We start from the raw sequence: 21,093 nt of genomic DNA on the forward strand, positions 1-21,093 counted from the left end.
AGCCCTCGGCCGCTGTGGCGGACCGACCCGCGCCTTTGGCAGCAGAACCCCAGGTGCCGCAGCACCCGGGGCCGTGATCCTGCGGCACAGATCAGCGTGGGTCCAAGCAGGGCCCATCGCGACCGGGTCGGGGCCGCACAGGATCACCGCCGCCGGCGTCACCTCATCGGCTTCGGTCAGTCCCGCTGCGGGCGACCCGTCACATGATCCGCGAACACCGGCATCGCGGCGCAGGGTGAGGCACTCCATCCCAGCCGGCCATGCCGCCAACCGGCCTCCCCGGCGCGCCAGGAGGCGCAGTTCCTCCGGCAACCGATCTCCACCGATCTTGGGGGCTGATCCCGTGGCTCCTCCATATCTGGCGGAGCCACAAGAGAATCATGGCTCGACCTTCCAGAGGATCCCCTGGGTCACTTCAAATAGCCACGATATCAGAGCACGAAATCGCTAGCCTTCAGCTCGCTTGTATCCTTGAGCAAGATCTCGAGATCGGCTCGGCCGTCTCCATTGGTATCTCCCTGCACGAGCGCGTCGCCATCCGAAGTGATCTGGTAACGCAACTGGCCGGCCTGGTTGGTGAAGGCTCCAGTCCCAATGAAAGCGAACGTCTGGTTATAGTACATGTTGGAATTGGCATCGATGTTGTGCAGGTCGATCTTGTCATCCTCGCCCGAAGAGAAATCCATGATGGTGTCGGCCGCCCCCGCCAGGCTGTCTTGGACGAATGCAAAGGTGAAGAGATCTGCTCCGGAGCCGCCCTCCAGGCTGTCCTGGCCATCCTGACCATTAAGGTTGTCGTTGCCTGCACCGCCCTGACACAGATCGTTGCCGGTGAAGCCGATCAGCAGATCATTGCCGGAGCCGCCCCGGACGGAATCGGCTCCATTACCGCCATGGAGCCAGTCATCGCCGTCTTCGCCCTCAAGCTCGTCGTTGCCATCTTCGCCATAAAGGTAGTCCTTGTCGGTACCACCGTACAGGATGTCACCTCCCTCACCACCGTACAGCCAGTCGATGCCGCTTCCTCCATCGAGAGTGTCATGGGAGTCGCCGATACCTCCATTCAGGTGGTCGTTTCCGTCGCCACCATCGAGAGCGTCCACGCCAAGCCCGCCATCAAGTTGATCATGGCCTTCGCCGCCCTTCAGTATATCATTGCCGTCTATCCCGGAGAGGATGTCGTCGCCTTCCTTGCCGCGGAGCGTGTCGTCGTTGATCGTTCCCGTATGTTCGTTGTCGCCGCTGTCTCCCTCCCAATCTTCACCCGGAACCCCGGCAGAAGTGGATTCGTCACGATCGAGGATGGCTTCGTCGTGCCCAATGTGCGTTCGGCCGGAGCCCCTTTGGCCAGGATCGAATACGAGGTCGAAATCGATGAGATCGACGCGTGCCTGGTCATCAGGCAGAATCATTGAATCCAGATCCCATGAATGCTTGATCATCTCTTTCTCCAGAAAGCTCGTTGCGGACCGAATTGAAGCGATTGCTTCTTTCATCAACACGCGGTTACTACTCAGCCATCCCGGCTGCGTGCTCAGAGCACGAAGTCGCTGGCCTCCAGCGTGATCGTGCCGGTGAACACGATCTCGAGATCGGCCTGGCCGTCGCCATTGGTGTCGCCCTGCACCAGCGTGTTGCCACCCCGCTGCTCGTAGCGCAGTTCCCCGACCCTGCCGGTGAAGCCCTCGGCGCCGACGAAGCTGAAGGCCTGGTCGCCGGCCTGGCCGGCATCCGCGTCGACCCCGGACAGGTCGATCCGGTCGCCTTCTGTCCCACTGAAGTCGGTGATGCTGTCGCGCGCACCTGCCCCGGCCCCGCTGTCCCGCACCTCGGTGTAGACGAAGGTGTCGGCTCCGCCCCCACCCGTCAGCACGTCCTGGCCCCAGCCCCCGGTCAGCGCGTTCCCCGCCCCGTCTCCGACCAGCTCATCGCCATGCGCCGAGCCGATCACGTTCTCAACCCCCCGATAGCCGTCGCCCTCGGCGAACCCCCCGGCGCCCCGGCCCGTCCCGAGATCGACCGTCACCCGGTCGCTGCCGGAGTAGTCCACCGTGTCCTCGCCGGCGCCGCCGTCGATCGCATCCACCCCGGAGCTGCCCCAGGCCGTGTCGTCCCCGGATCCGCCCGAAAGCTGGTTCACGCCATCGCCGCCATGCAGCCAGTCCGACCCCTCGCCTCCCTCCAGCACGTCGACGCCAGCCTGACCCCGGAGCGCGTCGTCCCCACTCGCCCCCATGAGCCGGTTCGCGCCGCCATCCCCGTTCAGCACGTCGGCATGGGCCGAGCCCTCGAGATCCTCGATCCCGATCAGCTCGTCGCCCTCGGCGTCGCCGCCGACGCCGCGGCCGGTCGCGAGATCGACCGCCACACCGGCGCTGCTGTCACTATAGGACACCCGGTCGGCGCCGCTGCCCCCGTCCAGCCGGTTCGCCGCGCCGTCGGCAACCATCACATCGTCATAGGCCGAGCCGATGACGTTCTCGATCCCCTGATACCGGTCGCCCTCGGCATCGCTGCCAGCTCCGCGGCCGGTCGCGAGATCGACCGTCACGCCGGCGGCGCTGCCCAGATACGATACCGTGTCCACGCCGCCGTCGCCGTAGAGCTCGTCGGCGCCGCCGCCACCCTCCAGAGTGTCATCGCCGGCGTCGCCCATCAGGACATCGTTGCCTGCCCCACCCTCGAGCCGGTCATGGTCGCCGCCGCCGTCGAGCTGGTCCACGCCGTCGCCGCCATAGAGCAGGTCCTGGCCTTCCTCGCCCGAGAGCACATCTCCGCCCGCGCCACCCTCGAGCCGGTCGCTCCCTGTGCCGCCCTCGAGCACGTCATTGCCCGTCCCACCATAGAGCCGGTCGTTGCCGTCGCCACCGGACATCCGGTCATGGCCATCGCCACCCCACAGCCGGTTCTCTGCCCCGTTGCCGGTGATCAGGTCGTCCCCGCCCGAGCCGATGACCTCCTCGATCCCGACCAGCACGTCACCCTCGGCCCAGCCGCCCGAGCACCGCCCGCCCGACAGGTCGAGCACCACACCGGCCTCGCTGCCGCTGTAGTCGACCCGGTCCTCCCCGGCCCCACCGTCGATCCGGTTGGCGCCAACACCGGAGATGAAGGTGTCGTTGTGGGCCGAGCCGATCACGTTCTCGACGTTGACCAGCACGTCGCCCCTGATCTCTCCCAGCGCGTCGCCCATGGCGTCGCCGCCCCAGCCGCCGCCGGTCGCGAGATCGATCAGCACGCCTTCGGCGCTGGCGGCATAGGATGCCGTGTCCACACCTGCGCCGCCATCGAGCGTGTCTGCACCGGCCCCACCCACTAGCACATCGTCGCCGTCGCCACCGCGAAGGGCGTCGCCACCGCTGCCGCCATCCAATTCATCACTGCCAGCGTCGCCGTAGAGGCCATCGGAGTCTTCTCCGCCATGGATCAGGTCATCCCCGTCTCCACCGTATAGGACGTCCGAGCCCGACTGGCCCCAAAGCTCGTCATGTCCTGCGTCGCCGTAGAGCTTGTCGTCGCCCCCCTTGCCTATCAGGGCGTCATTTCCCCCGAGGCCATGGATCTCGTCATTATGATCATCGCCGTACAAGGTATCGCTGCCTTCCGTCGGCCGAAACGAGAACATGATGCCGACTGTGCCGTGGACACCTTCATTGTCGATGCTCCCGTGCAGCCTCAGGCTCGATCCCATGTCGCGTGGGTCATGGCCATGGAGAAGGTTCACCGGATCCTCAGTCAGCGCCCGCTCATTCATACTTCTTCTCCCAGATTCGTGGTGCCGGAGCACAGCCTGCGCGGGCACCAGAACCAAGCCAAGTTCGCAGATCAAACCACCTCAGATCGAGAACATGTATGAGACAACCGGAGCCACGGCAACGGAAACCAAAGCCCAACCCTTTATATTACCAGAGATCTATCGATACTTTACTTCTCCTTATCGAACATACCGTATCTTTCCATTGGAGAATATGTCAAAAAGCCACGTGCTTTTCCGCTTCACTGAGACAGTGAGGTCATTCGTAATTGCCGCGATTCATGCTGCGTAGGGTGAGAGCAGACTGGATGTGCGATACGCCCGGCATGCGCGACAGCTGCTCCTTGTGGATCCGCGCGTAGTCCGCCATGTCGCGGGCGACGACGCGTAGAAGATAGTCCGGCGTCCCGGCCATCAGATAACATTGATCCACCTCCGGGCATTGCCGCACCGCCCGCTCGAACCGGGCAAGATACTCCTCCGTCCGATGATCCAGAGTGATCTGGACGAAGGCGATGATCCCAATTGCCGCCAAGCTGCAGCCTCCTTGATGCATCCCATGCCGAGTGGCCACGCGCGCCGCTGATGCGCCGACGAAGATAGGAAGCCACGGATTTGCATCCCTGGCCGTGGGAACTGCGCGGCCGTTCAAGCCAGCTGGGGTCGGATGTACGCCTCCGCAGCGCTGCGCTCCGGACAGCTGTCGGCGCCCGGCTGGCGGAGTCCGGGGCCGGCGTGGCCGCCCCGCCTCGGGCTCAGAGCAGGAAGTCGCTGGCCTCCAGCGTGATCGTGCCGGTGAGCACGATCACGAGATCGGCCACCCTGTCGCCATTGGTGTCGCCCTGCACCAGGGTGTTGCCGCTCCGCTGCTCGTAGCGCAGCTCCCCGGCCTTGCCGGTGAAGCCCTCGGCGCCGACGAAGCTGAAGGCCTGGTCGCCGGCCTGGCCGGCATCCGCGTCGACCCCGGACAGGTCGATCCGGTCGCCTTCTGTCCCACTGAAGTCGGTGATGCTGTCGCGCGCACCTGCCCCGGCCCCGCTGTCCCGCACCTCGGTGTAGACGAAGGTGTCGGCTCCGCCCCCACCCGTCAGCACGTCCTGGCCCCAGCCCCCGGTCAGCGCGTTCCCCGCCCCGTCTCCGACCAGCTCATCGCCATGCGCCGAGCCGATCACGTTCTCAACCCCCCGATAGCCGTCGCCCTCGGCGAACCCCCCGGCGCCCCGGCCCGTCCCGAGATCGACCGTCACCCGGTCGCTGCCGGAGTAGTCCACCGTGTCCTCGCCGGCGCCGCCGTCGATCGCATCCACCCCGGAGCTGCCCCAGGCCGTGTCGTCCCCGGATCCGCCCGAAAGCTGGTTCACGCCATCGCCGCCATGCAGCCAGTCCGACCCCTCGCCTCCCTCCAGCACGTCGTCCCCGCCATCGCCAAAGAGCCAGTCGTCGCCGCCTCCTCCCGAAAGCCGGTCGGTGCCGTCACCGCCTTGGAGCCCGTCGGTGCCGTCGCCGCCCTCGATCACATCGTCGCCCGCATCACCCCTGAGATCATCGTCGCCAGCGCCACCGTCGAGCGTGTCCTGGCCGCCGGCGCCGGAGAGCACATCCTCCCCCGCACCGCCGGCGAGCCCGTTGGCTCCCTCTTCACCAGCCAGCACGTCGGCCCAGGACGAGCCTTCGAGCGTCTCGATCCCGGAATAACTGTCGCCCTCGGCGTCGCTCCCCGAGCCGCTGCCGGCGGCGAGATTGACGGTCACGCCAGCAGCGCTGCCGGCATAGGAAGCCGTGTCCACGCCTTCGCCACCATCGATGAAATCGGCACCTTCGCCGCCCTCGAGCCAATCGTCGCCGGAACCGCCGGACAGTTCGTCATTGCCCATGCCGCCGAAGAGCCAATTCGCGGCCTCGTGGCCGGCGAGAATGTCGTCGCCGGCCGAGCCGATGATGTTCTCGATGTCGACGAGCGTGTCGCCCTCGGCATCGCCGTTGGAGCCGCGGCCAATCCGGAGATCGACGACCACCCTGGCGACGCTGTCGGCGTAGGACACCGTGTCCATGCCGGCGCCGCCGTCGAGCCGGTTCACGGCCGCGACGGGGCCTTCGGCACCGCCTTCGATCCAGTCGTCGCCGGCGCCGCCATAGAGTTCGTCGTCGCCGGCGCCGCCGTTGAGCCGATCATTGCCGTCACCACCTTCGAGCCGATCATTGCCCTCGCCACCGGCCAGCCGGTCGTCGCCGAGGCCACCCGCAAGCCGGTTCGCGGCCCCGTCCCCCTTGAGTGCATCGGCATAGGCCGACCCTTCGATGTCCTCGATTCCACAGAGACTGTCGCCCTCGGCCGCCCCGCCAGAGCCATGGCCCCAGCCGTAGCGGTCTTGGGAAAGATCAACGCTCACACCGGCGGTGCTGTCGCCGTAGGAAACGACATCCCGGCCATGACCACCGCTGAGGACATCGATGCCATCGCCACCGTAGAGCGCGTCATCGCCATCACCGCCATCAACGATGTCGCCGCCCGCACCTCCGTAGAGGATGTCATCGCCGACGTCTCCAACGAGGCGGTCTTCACCATCGCCGCCAGAGAGCCGGTCGTCGCCGGCGTCGCCGACGAGCACATCGTCACCGTCTTCCCCATGGAGCACATCGGCTCCATCGCCGGCATCGAGCAGGTCGTCGCCGGTGTCGCCATCGAGCCGGTCGTCGCCGTCGCCGCCGTCGAGCACGTCGGCACCGTCACCGCCCCCCAAAATGTCGTCGCCGCCCTTGCCGACCATCTGGTCGTCGCCATCGGTGCCCATCATCTCGTCGTCGCCTTCGGTACCATCGAAGACGCCGGATCCTCCCAAGGGAGCGCCACTGGCGTCGCCGCGAGCGCCGGCGTCGGCATGGCCGCGGATGATGGCCTCGCCGGCGGAGCGGGACGCATCGCCGGCCTCACGGTCGGGCGGCACCGTCCGGCATGCTCTGTCGAGCGCCATACTGAACTCAGCCTCTGCCGCCGACCATTCGGCCAACTCACCTCCGTAGAGGCGGGACATCAGCTCAGCCGTCAAGATTTGTTTGTCCACAAGTGGCCTCCCGGAGATGAAGATTGATATTACGTCACACAACCACAATTGATAACTTATCGCTTACCTAAAAATATTAATGCAAAATCAAATTTCAACAAACCCGTGTCAGCGCAATAAATATATTCATTACTGTTATTATGCTGCATATTTTACATTCCTTGTCCAACACGAGACATCGACGCTTAAGATCGAGATGGGAGCGGAGACAGACCAGAGACAAGCGGCCCGCATCCACCGACCCCGGATCGGCCATCCGGCTATCGACAATTGTGCCCCCCGACCTACGGCCGCACCGCCATGGCATCGCGTGGCAACGTCACCCGGAGGGTCGGCAACACGTCGCCATCCCGCCGGTAGCGATCTCAGAGAAGAAAGTCCTGAGCCACGAGGCTGGGCGCACCGACGAGCAGGATCTCGAAATCCACCTCGCCATCACCGGTCACGTCGCCCTGCACCACTGTGTTGCCGCCTTGTGCCTCATAGCGCAGCTGGCCGGCGTGGTTCTTCTCGAACGGCGCGGTGCCGATGAAGCTGAAGGCTTGGTCGCCAGCCGCTTGGTCCTCGGCATCCACCGCCGACAGATCGATCCGATCACCCTCCGCCTGGCTGAAATCCGTGATCAGGTCGGCGGCCCCGGGAGCACTGTCACCCACCGCCGAATAGACGAAACGATCCTCGCCGGCGTCGCCGCTCAGCTGATCACGTCCGGTTCCACCCTGAAGATCGTCGGCGCCGTCTCCGCCCGCCAGAAAATCCTCGCCATCGTCACCCTCGAGGATGTCGTTGCCGTCGTCACCCTGCAGCCAGTCATTGCCGGAGCCGCCACAGACCTGATCGTTGCCGTCTTCGCCGTGGAGCCAATCACCACCAGCTCCGCCGCAGGCTAAATCGTTGCCTTCTCCGCCATACAGTTCGTCATTGCCGGCATCGCCATCCATGGTGTCGGTGTCGTCCCTGCCATAGAGCCTGTCGTCGCCGGCACCGCCCGTGAGAAAATCGTCACCGGCACCACCGTCAAGGGCGTCAGCACTCTCATCATCGCCGCCGTAGAGCTTGTCGATACCGTCGTCACCACGCAACTCGTCGGCGCCCTCACCGCCATCAAGAACATCTGCGCCGTCTCCGCCGTTCAATTCATCGGCACCTTCATTGCCATAAATGGAGTCGTTCCCGTCGGCGCCATAGAGCTTGTCATCACCGGAGTCGCCGTGAACGATGTCGCTGCCGCCGCCGCCATCGAGCCTGTCGTCCCCAGAGCCACCCTGGATGTTGTCGTTGCCTTCCTCGCCAAATACCCTGTCATTGCCGGCTCCGCCATCGAGGGCGTCTGCACCGTTCCCGCCGTATACCTCGTCCTCGCCATCACCACCGTGGGCGGTGTCATCGCCGTCCTCGCCCTCCAATTCGTCGTCACCCGCACCACCTTCAAGGGCATCCTTGCCGCTCCCACCGAAGAGCTTGTCATCATCGTCGCCTCCAAGGAGAAGATCGTCACCGCCCTCGCCATACAGCTGATCGTCACCTGCATCGCCGCGAAGCACGTCATTGCCGTCATCGCCGTAGATGACATTGTCCCCGGCGTCGCCGTACAGCTCATCATCGCCGACGGTGCCGCGATCCGCACTGGACGGTGCGCCATCATCGACGCCTGCCCAAGGCAGGAACGCCAGATCTGTCACCGATCGATGTTTGCCCACAGTTGCTCCGAACGGAATTGAGACATCGCATTCGTCTCGACCATACGAGATCAAACGACCTCTACGGATGTCGAATACCGACGACAGCGATATTCGATACCGAAATGGGCGTCAACCGGATTTCTTATTATAATTGTTTCCCAGATCAGCATAACCAAATGTAATACTATACCGATATTTTCGTGGCATTTCATTGTGTAATCTTGTTATCAGTACGGAAGATTGATCAATCGGCAGAGCAACTGAGACCAGACAAGCGACGCAATCGATCGGAAGCACAAGGAGCCGGAACCGACACCCGCATCCCGGACTGGTCTCATATTTGCCTGTCTCGGCACGCTGCCAGTCGACTTGTCGTGCGATGCGACCAAGCCGGCCCCGAGGCAGAAGGCCGGAGCATCGAAGCATCCGGCACCGAAGTCGGCTCCAACCGCCTTCCGAAAGTGCCAACGGACCGGCCGTCCTCCTTCACCGACCAGAACAACCAGTCAGGGAAATCAACAGTCCTTCGTCCCTGGTGACGCGAACAGCCCTCCATGCCGTGGCTTTTCGTCCGCGCGCGGCGCCGCTCCGACGGCGGGCCCCGCGCCCATCCGTCCATCCTTCCGCGCCTTGGCAAAAGCACGGTCGCTCGCGAGGAAACTTGAGACGATGGACAATCTGCCGCTCAGTTTCCTTGCAGATCTTTCAACTAATTTGAATAACTACATGTAATACGTTGTGATATATTCAGTAATATTGAAGTAGATTCTTATTTCATATTGAACTGTTTTTGGCGATTTCATACAAATTTCCCGTCTACAGAGTTCTGATCTGCGAGGCTCGCCTTGTCTTAGGTGTCAGCACGGATCGTGCCCCGGCACCACATTTTGGGAGAAGAATCGTGCGTGAACATCAGCTGACTGGAGATCTGGCGGCCGTCCTCCATGGCGACGGCCGGAGCGAGGTGGTGCCGGGCGTGAGCTGTCTTGCTCGCGGCGGCGACATCCCGCCCCTGAGATCTGACGGAAGCGTCGCTCATGACGATGGCCCCGACGCAGCCCGCGATTGGCCTTCGAAGCCGCCGACGGAAGGTGACGACCGTCTAATTGGTGATACCGCGGACGATGAAATTCACGGCGAGGAAGGCAATGACACAATCGAGGGTCGTGGCGGCGATGACCGGCTCTATGGCGACGATGGAAATGACGAGATCAGGGGCGAGGATGGCGAGGACCGGCTCTCTGGCGGCGACGACCAGCTCTATGGCGGCAACGGCAATGACTCCCTCTACGGTGACGCTGCAAACGACAAGCTCTATGGCGACGCTGGAGATGACAAACTCGATGGCGGCTCGGGCATAGACCTGCTCTATGGCGGAGATGGCAACGATCTGATCCGCGGTGGATATGACCATAGCTCTGACGGCCTCTTCGGCGACGCCGGCGACGACGTGCTGCGTGGTGAGGATGGTAACGACGGGCTTCGTGGCGGTGACGGCGACGATGTGCTGGTGGGCGGTGCGGGAGCGGACAAGCTCGACGGCGGCGCGGGTGTGGACACGGCATCCTACGCGGACAGCGCGGCCGGCGTGATGATCGATCTGGCGACCGGCGGCGGCTGGGGCGGCGACGCCATGGGCGATGTGCTGGTCGGCATCGAGACCGTCATCGGCTCGGCCCACGACGACGTCTTCGTCGCCGGCACCGCCGCGAACCGGATCGACGGCGGAGCCGGGGCGGACCGGGTCGACTACAGCGGCAGTGATGCCGGGGTGGTGCTCGACCTGTCGGGCGGCCGGTGCTCCGGCGGCTGGGCCGAGGGGGACGTGCTGGTCGGGATCGAGGATGTCGTCGGCACGGCCCAGGACGACCGGATCACCGGCAACGGGGCGGCGAACCGGCTCCTGGGTGGCGATGGCGATGACCGGCTGTTCGGTGGCGACGGCAGCGACCGGCTCTATGGCGAGGCGGGGGCCGACGTGCTCGAGGGCGGCCGCGGCAGCGACTGGCTCGAAGGTGGCGCCGGCGCCGACACGCTGTCGGGCCAGGAGAGCCAGGACCTGCTCTATGGCGGCGACGGCGACGACAGGCTCGACGGCGGCAGCGACCACGATCAGCTCGAGGGCGGGGCGGGACGCGATGTCCTGACCGGTGGAGCGGGTGCGGACGGCTTCTTCTACTACGCGGTGAGCGACAGCGCCGCAGGCAGCGCCGACCAGATCACGGATTTCAGCCAGGCGGAGGGCGACCTGATCTGGCTGTCGCCGATCGACGCCAACATCCACACCAAGGCCGACGATGAGTTCGCCTTCATCGACACCGCCGCGTTCACCGTGGGGGTGCCTGGGCAGCTACGCTACCAGGCGACGGCTTCAGGCGACACGCTGATGCAGGGCGACACCAATGGCGACGGGGTGGCCGATATCGAGATCGTGCTCACCGGCACGATCACGCTGGAGGCCAGCGACTTCCTGCTCTGAGCCTGGGCGGGGCCGGCTTCGGCCGGCCCCCTGACTTCGCGCCTGGGGTGACACCGTGACGCTCAACCGCACGCGGGCGCCGGTTTGTTGTTGATCGACCGGCCCTCAAGCTCACGATGGCCGGTGGCCTCCATGGCAACGAGCGTTGGAGCCGGGTCGAGCAGCTTCGCGGAACCCTCCCAATCCCTCCGAGAAGGCCACATGTCTGCCGATCGGCATGCCGTTCATCGGCCCGGACCGCAGCCAGGATCACGAAATTGACCGCTGCCCGCCCGCGCTGCCCATTGATTGAGCATGGAGCGATACTAATGCCGGCCGGCATTCACATCCATGCAACGCCCTTATAGAAGGGTCCGCCTTTAAACCATAATCAGCAAATGTTATTGAATATTCATTTTCGGCAATGCTTAATTCTTCAAAATATATCTTGAGCTGCCATTTCCTTCTCTTTATGGTGAGTTCAGATTGCCGATCTTGAAGCGGCGATCTTGTCACGCACGATCTGATGCTGTGTGGCTTAGCCTCCCTGTTCAATGGAAAATTGACCTTCAGGCTTGATCCGTAGCATCGGATCAAGCCTCCTCTTTCTCGATAGACGCCGCTCGGCATCGTGGAGACTGCGTGATGCCGGTCTCGGCCGGCGGTGACGAGAAGATCGCGCATCTCGAACGCGGGAGAATTCCAGCGGCCCATCGCCGCCGGGACCACGAATGCCGTGCACGCCCACCCGTGCCTCCCACAACTCGTCCGCGGCATCCCTGTCCAGGCCGATCCCTCCTCGGCACGCGCCGTCCTGCTCGGACCAACGCCGAAGGATGGCTATTCATCATCGGTCGCCGAAACGGGCGCCCTCGCTCTCGTATGCTCGGATCGTCCGGGCGTCACCGAGCCGCCGAGGGAAGAGAGGCTGGAGTTCCGAGCGAGGCCCTGAAAATAGGCAAGGACGAAGGTCCGGACAGCACTCGTCAGATTGGCATCCCTATGTCGTGCGGCATCGATCATCGAACAAAGCTCGTTGAGTGAAAATCCTTCACGCGAGCAGATTTCGTCGAGCCCGCTCCAGAACGTCTCCTCCATTTTTATGCTCGTGCGTCGCCCCGCAATCGTGACATTTCGCAGCGCACTTGAGACAGCTCTAGCCCCTCCTGGAAGCCCAAGAAATTCGAGCAACCAGACTCCAATCCTATTCCTTTCGCGAATACTTCTATACACATCTGTTCTCCAAACCACGGACAGGAATTTACTTAGATCACATTTATAACAACCAAGAAAGAAAGTCTTCACCAAGATCACATCAAACCACGTCCCGAACGGCAATAATCTATCCTCGGGTCTTCATCTGTACCGGCCCCTCAGTCCCTGCGGCGCCGTCGCTGGCGCCAGGATCCGGCCCCCATTGCCACGCGAACCGAAGACAGGCATGAGAGCCTGTTTGTAAATGCTACTGGTGCGGCCCGTCTGACGGCGGTTTCTGCGCTTCCGGTGCTCACGGACCAAACGTCCGCTGCGCACCGGTTCTCGAAACCACCGCCAGCCGACTCACACCAGCGCATTTCCAAACAGGCTCTGAGGTCCCCATGACCCCGACCAGTGGCATTGTCACGGGAACCTGAATGAGCCGCACTTTTGCTCGGTTCGATACGGTACTCAGGCCGCGGCGGTCGCGGTCTGCCATTGCTGGGCAGCCGCGGCTCGGAAAAGGCGCAGCGTCCTTCGGGAAATCAGATGGCGCTCGAGATTGAAGGTGTTGTGGACGGCGGCGTGGGAGAAAAAACGTTGGGCGGATCCGGGTGACTTGAACCGCTGCATCTTCCGCTCGCGTCGTCGCACCGCCCGATGGGAGTTCTCGGCTCGGTTGTTCTGGCGCAGGCCTGCTCATGAAGCGCCGAGAGGCGGAGCTCTCGCCCGGCAGCACCATAGGAGCGGAGCTTGTCCGTCACGAGCACCTTGGGTGCAAAGCCTTGCTTCTTCAGCAGCTTGCGCATCAGCAGCAGCGCCGCGGCCTTGTCGCGTCTCGGCTGCACCAGCAGGTCGAGGATCTCGCCCTCGCTGTCGACGGTTCGCCACAGATACATGCGCCGGCCCTGGATCGAGACGACCATCTCATCCAGGTGCCAGATGTTCGCAGGGCGTGGTCGCAGCCGACGCAGGTTGCGGGCATAGGCCGTTCCGAACTTGTCGACCCATCGGCGGATCGACTCATAGGAGACGTCGAGCCCGCGTTCGGCCAGCAACTCCTCGACATCGCGGTAGCTCAAAGTGAACCGCAGATAGAGCCATACCGCATGCCGAATGATCTCTGGCGGGAACTGGTGACGGGCGTAGGAAATTGGCTCCATGCCCCTGCCCTACCGCGACACCGCTCACTCCGTCAAAGTTCCCGTGACAATGCCTTCCGAGACCATGCTCGTCCGCGAGCCGCTTGAAGGCCCCGAACTGGTCGGCCGGGTGCAGGTTTTCGCGCACCAAATTCTCGGCCAGGGACAGTTCCTCGCCTTCCCCGTCTGCGATGAGGCAGGGAATGGGGGCGGATTTCGAGATCTGCTTGCGCTTCGCCAGCAGCTTCAGGGCGGCGAGGCGCCGGCCGCCACCGATCACCTCGTACTTGCCGGTCTCGGCCCCCTCCCCGTCCAGCACCGCCCGCACCGACAGGCTCTGCAGCAAGCCGTGCGCGGCGATGCTCGCCGCCAACTCCTCGATCCCGTTCTCGCGCCCGGTCCGGCGGACGTTCTGTGCCGAGGGCACGAGCTTCGACAGCGGGATATCGCGAATGATCGTCGTCATGGTCGCTCTCCATTGGCAAAACCACCGCGCCTTGCCCCGGCAAGCGGGGTGGGCGGCGGAGAGCGGCCGGCAGGCCCGCCGAGGGAGGCGGTCCGCACCTGGTCGGAGCGGTCGCGGCCGTGCGCGACGTGAGCGCCAGGGCCGAAACGGAGTGGAGGACGCGCGGCACGCGCGTTGCGGACCGGTGCGGCGGGCCTATAGGCAAGCGACGCCCACCCCGCGCCGTCGGGGAAAGACCAGAGCGGGGCGGTGTGCCGCGTCGCGACGATCGAGGCGATGCCGTCCCGGTCGCCACAAATCCTGAGAAGCGGAGAAACGGACAATGTAGAAGCGCCCAGCCCGAAGGCAGGGCGCTGAAAATACATCAGGCCCGGACGCCCCCGAGACGCTGCGCCTCATCGGCGTACCGGCTCAGCGGCTGGTCGGCCTTGAAGAACAGGTCGCGTTCGACTGGGAGTCCGAGTGCGCCGCGGACGGACGCGATTTCCGAGAGGCGGACATAGCCGAGTTCCGGGTAACCGAGACCGAGATCACAGAGGCCGAAAGCAAGATCGGGATCGGTCGGATCGAGTTCGGTGAGGAGCCAGGTGGCACCGGCATCCGGAGTGAAAAGCTTGACGATGGGACACGGATCGATGTCCTCGCCGCCCGCAGTGCGAGCGCCATTGGCGGGCAGTTCGGTGCGCTGCTCGTCGGTGATGAGGGGATGGGACATGGTTGCCTCCGTTGCGATCACCCTCCGGTCGAGGGCGGGGAGGCAAAGGGCCGAGGCAACGACGCCGCGGCGTCAGGCCCAACACGGTCCGGTGCGGGGTAGTGCATCAGTTTTGATGCACTACCCACCCGCGACGGCGGACGCTGGGGGATTGCCTCGGTCCACAAGATCCTCTCCCGGACCAGCTATGTCGGCCGGCATCGTTTCAATAAGATCAACTACAAGACCCAGGCACAGAAGCCGGACGAAGAAGTCATGGAGATCGCCGTTCCGCCGATCGTGACGGACGAGGAATTCGACGCAGTCCAGAAGAGCCTCCGATCACGCAGCCCGCAATGGACGGCGCCGCGTGCGGTCAGCGGCCCGACGTTGCTGACTGGCATCTGCTTCTGCGCCACATGCGGCGGCCCGATGACCTTGCGCACGGGAAAGGGCAGTCGGTATCGCTACTACACCTGCTCAACGGCTGCCCGACAGGGCAAGCAGGGCTGTCCTGGCCAAAGCGTGCCGATGGACAAGCTCGATCGCGCGGTGATCGATCATCTGGAGTGGCGCCTGTTGGATCCCCAGCGTCTACATGGCATTTTGAGCCACCTTCTGGAACGGCGTGAGGAATGGATCGAACGCCGTCGTGGCCATATTGCCGAGCTCAGGAAGCGGGCAACGGAAGCCGAGGCGAAGCTGAAGCGGCTCTACGAGGCCATCGAGAACGGAGTGGCCAACCTGGATGACCCGGCCCTCAAGGATCGCGTCACCGAACTGGCTGCAATCCGTGATCAAGCACGGACGGATGCGGATCGGGTGGCGTCTCTCGTAGAGCGGGCTGGAACCACAGTCACGCCGGACACGCTGCGCGAGTTCGCTCGGGCCGCGCGCCGCAAGCTCCAGAACGAAGATGGAACATATCGGCGCGACCATCTGCGCGCGCTGGCACAGCGCGTCGACGTGATTGATGGGCGAGAGGTTCACATCACCGGCTCGAAAAGCGAGCTTCTACGCATCCTATCAGCCACACCCAGCGTAGATGCGGCGCCAATTGGCGTTCGCACTTTTGTACCGAAGTGGCGTCCCCTAGGGGATTCGAACCCCTGTTACCGCCGTGAGAGGGCGGTGTCCTAGGCCTCTAGACGAAGGGGACTGAGGCGCGGGCCCGGATATAGGGGAGCCGGCGCGCCGACGCAAGACATTTCCGTACCTTTTTTGACAGCCCTATCCGGCCGCCGCCACTGCCCCCGAAGCGACGCAACGGCGCGCCCGCTCCAGCACCGTCTCGATGGTCGCGGCGTCGGTGTCGAAGGCGCCGACGAAGCGCCAGATCTCGCCTTCCCAATGCGCCGCGAACACGCCCTGCCGCTTCAACCCTTCGGCCAGCGCCGCCGGCAGGCGCACGAACACCTCATTGGCCTCGACCGGATGCTCCAGCGTCACGCCCGGCAGCGCCTGCAGCCCCTCGGCCAGCTGCCGCGCCCGGGCGTTGGCGTTGCGCGCCAGGCGCAGCCACAGCCCGTCGGCCAGATAGGCCTCGAGCTGGGCCGAGACGAATCGCATCTTCGACAGCAGGTGCCCGGCGCGCTTGCGGCGGAAGGCGAAATCCGCCGCCTTGTCCGGGTCGAAGAACACCACCGCCTCGGCCATGACGCAGCCATTCTTGGTGCCGCCGAAGGACAGCACGTCGACGCCGGCCTTCCAGGTCAGCTCGGCCGGCGAACAGCCTTGGCCCGCCAGGGCGTTGGCGAAGCGCGAGCCGTCCATGTGCACCGCCAGGCCGTGGCCCCGCGCCGCCTCGGCCAGCGCGCCGATCTCGGCCGGGCTGTAGACAGTGCCGGACTCGGTCGCCTGCGACAGGCTCAGCATCGCCGGCTGGCTGCGATGGACGTCGCCGCGCCACTCCGGCACAGCGGCCGTCAGCGTCGCCGGGGTCAGCTTGCCATGCGCGCCGTCGGCCACCAGCAGCTTGGCGCCATGGGTGTAGAACTCCGGCGCGCCGCATTCGTCGACCGCGACATGCGCCTCGCGGTGGCACACCACTGCTCCCCAGGGCGGGGTGAAGGTGGCCAGGGCCAGGGCGTTGGCCGCCGTGCCGGTCGGCACCGGGAAGGCGGCGACGCGGCGCTCGAACAGCTCGGACAGGCGGTCCTGCAGCCGGGCGGTGATCTCGTCGCCGCCATAGGAAGGCTGGCGGCCCCCGGCGGCGCCGGCGATCGCCGCCAGGATCTCGGGCGCGGCGCCGGCGACATTGTCGCTGGCCAGATTGATGACATCGGTCATGCCGAATTCTTCCGGTTACGGAGCGGTGGTCAGAAGGGTCGCGGCGGCGCCGGTGCGCGGGTCGATGCTGCGCACCTCCTGCCCGCCGCCGGGCAGTGTGATCAGGATCACTGCGCGATCGCCCGCGACGGTGATGCTGGCGATGCGGCTGCCGGCGGGCAGCGCGGACGGCGCGGCGGCGGTCGCCGGCGTCGTGGCGGGAGCGGCGGCGGCCGGTGCCGGGGCGGACCCCGGGGCGAGGAACCGGCGGCCCAATTCCCCGACGACGACGGCAGCGATCAGGATGATGACCACAAGCATCGCCCAAACGGTTATCTTCACCGCCCGCAATGACCCAGCTTCCAGACGCACCCACCACACCCCTGTCCATGGACGGGACCATTCCCGTCACGATCAGCCCGGACGCCGCCGGCCAGCGGCTGGACCGCGCCCTGGCCGCCGCGGTGCCGGACCTGTCTCGGTCACGGCTGCAGGCGCTGATCGCCACGGGCTGCGTGCGGGAGGGCGAGCGGACAGTAGAAGACGCCTCGGTCAAGGTCAAACCCGGCCAGCGCTTCGAAATCCGGGTGCCGCCGCCGGTGCCGGCGGAGCCGGAACCCCAGGCGATCGGGCTTGATATCGTGTACGAGGATTCCCAACTCATCGTCATCGACAAGCCGGCCGGGCTGGTGGTCCACCCCGCGGCCGGCAATCCCGATGGCACCCTGGTCAACGCCCTGCTCGCCCATTGCGGCGCGCAGCTGTCCGGCATCGGCGGCGTCGCCCGCCCGGGCATCGTCCACCGGCTCGACAAGGACACCAGCGGGCTGATGGTGGTGGCCAAGACCGACGCGGCCCACAAGGCGCTGTCGGCCCAGTTCGCGGACCGCACCCTGTCGCGCACCTATCTCGCCCTGGTCTGGGGCCGGCCGAGCCCCTCGGCCGGGACCATCGAGGGCGCGATCGGCCGCGACCCACGGAACCGGCAGCGCATGGCCCTGGTCAAGGCTGGAGGCAAGGCGGCGCGGACCCACTACCGGGTGCTGCGCCCGGCCGGCACCGAGGCCAGCCTGGTCGCCTGCAAGCTGGACACCGGGCGGACCCACCAGATCCGGGTCCACCTGACCTCGATCGGCCACCCGCTGATCGGCGACCCGGTCTATGGCCGACGCCCGCGCTCGGCTATCGGGCCCAAGACGGCCGGCAATGAGATGGCGCGCGACTTTCCGCGGCAGGCGCTGCATGCGGCGAGGCTGCGCTTCCGCCATCCGGCGGATCAAAATGAACTCGAATTCACGAGGCCCCTGCCGGGAGACATGCGAGATTTGCTCGTCTCCCTCGCAGGGGAAGACCGTATACCCGACTACTGAAGTCGGGTATTATGACTGGGTCCGGATGAGTCATCCGGAAGGGCGCCCGCCTCCCGAGGCCTGGGCGCCGGAGAGGGAGCAAGATTATGGCACAAGCAGCACGCCTGCCGGTCCTGGGGGCCGAATCCAACCTGAGCCGCTACCTGCAGGAAATCCGGCAGTTTCCGATGCTGGAGCCGCAGGAGGAGTTCATGCTCGCCAAGGCGTGGCGGGAGCATGGCGACACTGAATCGGCGCATCGGCTGGTGACCAGCCACCTTCGGCTGGTCGCGAAGATCGCGATGGGCTACCGCGGCTACGGCCTGCCGATCTCGGAGCTGATCTCCGAGGGCAATGTCGGCATGATGCAGGCGGTGAAGCGGTTCGACCCGGATCGCGGCTTCCGCCTGGCGACCTACGCCATGTGGTGGATCCGCGCCGCCATCCAGGAATACATCCTGCACAGCTGGTCGCTGGTGAAGATGGGCACCACGGCGGCGCAGAAGAAGCTGTTCTTCAACCTGCGCAAGCTGAAGGGCCAGCTGCAGGCGATCGAGGACGGCGACCTGAAGCCGGAGACCGTGACCAAGATCGCCACCGAGCTGTCGGTGCCGGAGCAGGACGTGATCTCGATGAACCGCCGCCTCGCCGCGCCGGACCATTCGCTGAACGCGCCGCTGCGCGTCGACGGCGAGGGCGAGTGGCAGGACTGGCTGGTCGACGAGCGCGACAGCCAGGAGGTGATGCTCGCGGACAAGCAGGAGCTCGGCAAGCGCCAGCAGCTCCTGAAGGATGCGATGGCGCATCTGAACGACCGCGAGCGCCGCATCCTGAGCGAGCGCCGGCTGCGCGACGAGCCGACCACGCTGGAGGATCTGAGCCAGGAATACGGCATCAGCCGCGAGCGGGTGCGCCAGATCGAGGTGCGCGCCTTCGAGAAGCTGCAGAAGGCGATCCGCAACGCCGCGGTCGAGGCCAAGCTGGCCCACTGACCCGCGAATCGGAGTGAAGCTGAGACGGCCGGGGCCTCGCCCCGGCCGTTTTCGTTTGCGCCGGCCGCCGCGGCCTCAGCCGCCGATGTCGATCCGGATCAGCTCGGTCACCCCGGTCTTGACCGGCTGGGTCCAGCTGTCCGGCGTGTAGCGGGTCGCGGCGAGGCTGCGGGAATCGGCGCTCCAGACCAGGTTGCGGAAGGTCTCCCGGCTGGCGACGCGGCGCAGCAGCCGGCCGCCATCGACCTCCCAGACAAACAGCGCGGTGGTGTCGTGCCCCCAGCGGTCGGACATGCCGAAGCTGGCGGCCAGACGCCGCCCGTCCGGGCTGAAGGCCAACTCCGGCAGCAACTGCTGCAGGCCGGGGACGAAGGTCGGGACGTCCAGCGCCCCGGTCAAAACCAGGCTGGACCGCGCACGGTCGGCCGCATCGGCCAGGCGGATCGCGACCACGCCGCTGTCGCCGCGGGTCTCGACATGCTCGGCCAGGATCGTGCCGTCGGGCGATTGCGCGACCGAGACGCCCTGGGCGAACAGGCCGGGTACCTCGGCCACCGGCCGCGCCGGCAGGTCGCCGTCATCGGCGACCGAGACGACCGGCGCCGTGTCCGGCACGCCCCAGAAGGTCACGCCGGGGTCGAGCGCGACGGCGTCCTCCGAGACGAAGGCCAACCTGGCGGCGCCGCGCCGCAGGCTCGACCGGGTGGCCCCCGTGCCGGTGTCGACCACCTGGATCGGGCTGTCGAAGAACAGGCCGGCGATCCAGCGGCCGGAGGGCGAGACCGCCGCGGCCATCCAGCTGGCGCCCGGCGGCACCTGGGCGAGCGCCACCCGCGACCGGACCCGGCCGGTCTGCGGATCGATCCGCAGCAGCTCCTGCGGCCGCTGCGGCTCCCGCCCCGGCTGGCGCGACACCGCCAGCAGCGCCCCGTCCGGCGCGGCGATCATGTGGGTCAGGTCCTGGTCGTCGAACACGGCCAGGCGCCGGCAGGCGCTGGCATGGACGATGCGGTCGAGCAGGCCGCAGGGCCGGAACGCTCCCTCCCCCCAGGCATAGACGCCGCCAGCGACTGCCACGATCGCCAGGATCACCACCGCCCCGCGCTGCCAGCCTCGCATGAGATCCCCCTCGATCACCGCCACCGATCCTGCCGCGGAATCCGGGCGATTTCATGAAGGCCGGATGGCGTCCGGCGACCGAAGGCTCTCAGTGGCTCGACGGCGTGATCGGCTCGTCCCGGAAGCAGACCATGGCGCTCGCCTTGCCGAGATTGGGACAGGTCCAGCCCGGACCGAAGCCCGCGGCCGCCACCTCCACGTCCGTGTAGCGAGTCGCGGCCCAAACCGCGAAGCCAGTCGCGATCAGAAGGCACATGCAGCCAAGCGACAGGCCCCGGGACGGCAATCGACGAAACCACCAGATCTGATCGATCGCCCGAAACGACAGGTATCCGGCGACAATAGCCAGGGTTGCAGCGATGCCCCAAAGCCCCGGACCGATCGTGTGCACGGATGTCTCCCGCATCTGAGCCATCCAAACATAGCACAAACGGCGGCAAGGCCGCCGAACCGCCTCTTCAGGCCTTGAGCTGGAGCAGGTCCCAGAGGTTGCCGTACAGATCCTCGAACACGGCGACGGTGCCGTAGGCCTCCTCGCGCGGGATCTCGCGGAACACCACGCCGCGCGCGCTCATCGCCGCATGGTCGCGCCAAAAATCGTCGGTGTGCAGGAACAGGAAGACGCGGCCGCCGGTCTGGTCGCCAATCCGGCTCTCCTGCTCCGGCGTCGCCGCCCGGGCCAGCAGCAGATTCGGGCCGCCCCCGCCGGGCGGCGCCACCATTAGCCAGCGCTTGCCGCCGCCGAGCGGTGTGTCCTCGACCAGCTCGAAGCCGAGCACGCCGGTGCACCAGGCCCTGGCCTCGTCATAATCGCGGACCACCAGGGTCACCGCGCCGATCCTCTGCATGCTTTCCCTATCTCCGTTCCAGGAGCAGCGCCTCGCCGATCCGATCCGTCATCCGCCTGCCC

The 21,093-nt window shown here is 65.8% G+C and carries 18 protein-coding genes, 1 tRNA gene and 4 pseudogenes; 5 read left to right on the forward strand and 18 right to left on the reverse strand.

Going from position 1 to position 21,093, the window contains the following annotated elements; translation table 11 throughout:
* Nucleotides 1–431 precede the first annotated feature (431 nt).
* The 3 genes and pseudogenes from ACTOWL_RS27490 to ACTOWL_RS27500 all read right to left on the reverse strand — a co-directional run.
* Complete coding sequence (locus ACTOWL_RS27490) at nucleotides 432–1,442, reverse strand: calcium-binding protein (RefSeq protein ID WP_441324473.1); 1,011 nt, start codon at nucleotides 1,440–1,442, stop codon at nucleotides 432–434.
* Between the two features lie 92 nt (nucleotides 1,443–1,534).
* Nucleotides 1,535–3,274 carry a calcium-binding protein gene (locus tag ACTOWL_RS27495; RefSeq protein ID WP_441324497.1) on the reverse strand — a complete coding sequence of 580 codons (1,740 nt, stop codon included), beginning with the start codon at nucleotides 3,272–3,274 and terminating at the stop codon, nucleotides 1,535–1,537.
* 39 nt (nucleotides 3,275–3,313) lie between these two features.
* A pseudogene (locus ACTOWL_RS27500) lies at nucleotides 3,314–3,589 on the reverse strand (calcium-binding protein); the annotation flags it as partial.
* Between ACTOWL_RS27500 and ACTOWL_RS27505 the strand changes: the two are divergent.
* The gene (locus ACTOWL_RS27505) at nucleotides 3,488–3,856 is read left to right on the forward strand and encodes a hypothetical protein (RefSeq protein ID WP_441324501.1); all 369 of its coding nucleotides are present in this window, start codon (nucleotides 3,488–3,490) and stop codon (nucleotides 3,854–3,856) included. The pseudogene ACTOWL_RS27500 and the gene ACTOWL_RS27505 overlap by 102 nt on opposite strands.
* Nucleotides 3,857–4,013: 157 nt before the next feature.
* Here the strand turns inward: ACTOWL_RS27505 and ACTOWL_RS27510 are convergent, their stop codons facing one another.
* The 4 genes and pseudogenes from ACTOWL_RS27510 to ACTOWL_RS27525 all read right to left on the reverse strand — a co-directional run bounded on the left by ACTOWL_RS27510 (nucleotide 4,014) and on the right by ACTOWL_RS27525 (nucleotide 8,498).
* Nucleotides 4,014–4,289 carry an Lrp/AsnC ligand binding domain-containing protein gene (locus ACTOWL_RS27510; RefSeq protein ID WP_441324474.1) on the reverse strand — a complete coding sequence of 92 codons (276 nt, stop codon included), beginning with the start codon at nucleotides 4,287–4,289 and terminating at the stop codon, nucleotides 4,014–4,016.
* A 220-nt stretch (nucleotides 4,290–4,509) separates the two neighbouring features.
* A complete protein-coding gene (locus ACTOWL_RS27515) occupies nucleotides 4,510–6,144 on the reverse strand; it encodes a calcium-binding protein (RefSeq protein ID WP_441324498.1) in 1,635 nt (544 codons plus the stop codon).
* Nucleotides 6,145–6,201: 57 nt separating this feature from the next.
* Nucleotides 6,202–6,786, reverse strand: a pseudogene (locus tag ACTOWL_RS27520) (calcium-binding protein); the annotation flags it as partial.
* Nucleotides 6,787–7,181: 395 nt separating this feature from the next.
* Nucleotides 7,182–8,498 (reverse strand): calcium-binding protein, encoded by a 1,317-nt coding sequence (locus ACTOWL_RS27525; RefSeq protein ID WP_441324475.1) that lies wholly within the window; start codon nucleotides 8,496–8,498, stop codon nucleotides 7,182–7,184.
* A gap of 976 nt (nucleotides 8,499–9,474) precedes the next feature.
* Here ACTOWL_RS27525 and ACTOWL_RS27530 point away from each other — a divergent pair.
* Nucleotides 9,475–10,977 (forward strand): calcium-binding protein, encoded by a 1,503-nt coding sequence (locus ACTOWL_RS27530; RefSeq protein WP_441324499.1) that lies wholly within the window; start codon nucleotides 9,475–9,477, stop codon nucleotides 10,975–10,977.
* A gap of 819 nt (nucleotides 10,978–11,796) precedes the next feature.
* Here the strand turns inward: ACTOWL_RS27530 and ACTOWL_RS27535 are convergent.
* The 4 genes and pseudogenes from ACTOWL_RS27535 to ACTOWL_RS27550 form a co-directional block, all read right to left on the reverse strand.
* Nucleotides 11,797–12,270 (reverse strand): ribbon-helix-helix domain-containing protein, encoded by a 474-nt coding sequence (locus ACTOWL_RS27535; RefSeq protein WP_441324500.1) that lies wholly within the window; start codon nucleotides 12,268–12,270, stop codon nucleotides 11,797–11,799.
* A 354-nt stretch (nucleotides 12,271–12,624) separates the two neighbouring features.
* Nucleotides 12,625–13,274, reverse strand: a pseudogene (locus ACTOWL_RS27540) (IS6 family transposase).
* On the reverse strand, nucleotides 13,177–13,761 hold the full coding sequence (locus ACTOWL_RS27545) for a ParB/RepB/Spo0J family partition protein (protein WP_441324476.1): 585 nt from the start codon (nucleotides 13,759–13,761) through the stop codon (nucleotides 13,177–13,179). Before ACTOWL_RS27545 ends, ACTOWL_RS27540 begins: the two are co-directional and overlap by 98 nt.
* A 364-nt stretch (nucleotides 13,762–14,125) precedes the next feature.
* Entirely contained in the window at nucleotides 14,126–14,476 is a 351-nt protein-coding gene (locus ACTOWL_RS27550; protein WP_441324477.1) for a DUF2958 domain-containing protein, read from the reverse strand.
* Nucleotides 14,477–14,581: 105 nt separating this feature from the next.
* Here ACTOWL_RS27550 and ACTOWL_RS27555 point away from each other — a divergent pair.
* Nucleotides 14,582–15,010: pseudogene (locus tag ACTOWL_RS27555) on the forward strand (recombinase family protein); the annotation flags it as partial.
* Nucleotides 15,011–15,049: 39 nt separating this feature from the next.
* Here the strand turns inward: ACTOWL_RS27555 and ACTOWL_RS27560 are convergent.
* The 4 genes from ACTOWL_RS27560 to ACTOWL_RS27575 form a co-directional block, all read right to left on the reverse strand.
* Nucleotides 15,050–15,445, reverse strand: a complete 396-nt coding sequence (locus tag ACTOWL_RS27560) for a hypothetical protein (protein ID WP_441324478.1) — start codon at nucleotides 15,443–15,445, stop codon at nucleotides 15,050–15,052.
* Nucleotides 15,446–15,538: 93 nt separating this feature from the next.
* Nucleotides 15,539–15,614: transfer RNA gene (locus ACTOWL_RS27565), tRNA-Glu, on the reverse strand.
* Between the two features lie 71 nt (nucleotides 15,615–15,685).
* Nucleotides 15,686–16,744: a threonine aldolase family protein gene (locus ACTOWL_RS27570; protein WP_441324479.1), complete on the reverse strand. Its 1,059-nt coding sequence runs from the start codon at nucleotides 16,742–16,744 to the stop codon at nucleotides 15,686–15,688.
* A gap of 15 nt (nucleotides 16,745–16,759) precedes the next feature.
* On the reverse strand, nucleotides 16,760–17,038 hold the full coding sequence (locus tag ACTOWL_RS27575; protein ID WP_441324480.1) for a hypothetical protein: 279 nt from the start codon (nucleotides 17,036–17,038) through the stop codon (nucleotides 16,760–16,762).
* Nucleotides 17,039–17,112: 74 nt separating this feature from the next.
* On the opposite strand from ACTOWL_RS27575, the gene ACTOWL_RS27580 reads away from it, so the two are divergent.
* On the forward strand, nucleotides 17,113–18,093 hold the full coding sequence (locus ACTOWL_RS27580) for an RluA family pseudouridine synthase (RefSeq protein WP_441324481.1): 981 nt from the start codon (nucleotides 17,113–17,115) through the stop codon (nucleotides 18,091–18,093).
* 86 nt (nucleotides 18,094–18,179) lie between these two features.
* Nucleotides 18,180–19,064: an RNA polymerase sigma factor RpoH gene (rpoH, locus tag ACTOWL_RS27585; protein ID WP_441324482.1), complete on the forward strand. Its 885-nt coding sequence runs from the start codon at nucleotides 18,180–18,182 to the stop codon at nucleotides 19,062–19,064.
* Nucleotides 19,065–19,139: 75 nt separating this feature from the next.
* Here rpoH and ACTOWL_RS27590 read toward each other — a convergent pair whose 3' ends face one another.
* From ACTOWL_RS27590 to ACTOWL_RS27600, 3 genes are all read right to left on the reverse strand, one after another.
* Nucleotides 19,140–20,183, reverse strand: a complete 1,044-nt coding sequence (locus ACTOWL_RS27590) for a WD40 repeat domain-containing protein (RefSeq protein WP_441324483.1) — start codon at nucleotides 20,181–20,183, stop codon at nucleotides 19,140–19,142.
* 88 nt (nucleotides 20,184–20,271) lie between these two features.
* The gene (locus ACTOWL_RS27595) at nucleotides 20,272–20,574 is read right to left on the reverse strand and encodes a hypothetical protein (protein WP_441324484.1); all 303 of its coding nucleotides are present in this window, start codon (nucleotides 20,572–20,574) and stop codon (nucleotides 20,272–20,274) included.
* 67 nt (nucleotides 20,575–20,641) lie between these two features.
* Nucleotides 20,642–21,031 (reverse strand): VOC family protein, encoded by a 390-nt coding sequence (locus tag ACTOWL_RS27600; protein WP_441324485.1) that lies wholly within the window; start codon nucleotides 21,029–21,031, stop codon nucleotides 20,642–20,644.
* Nucleotides 21,032–21,093 lie beyond the last annotated feature (62 nt).

The sequence above is a fragment of the Inquilinus sp. CA228 genome, assembly GCF_052078665.1.
GTDB lineage: Bacteria > Pseudomonadota > Alphaproteobacteria > DSM-16000 > Inquilinaceae > Inquilinus.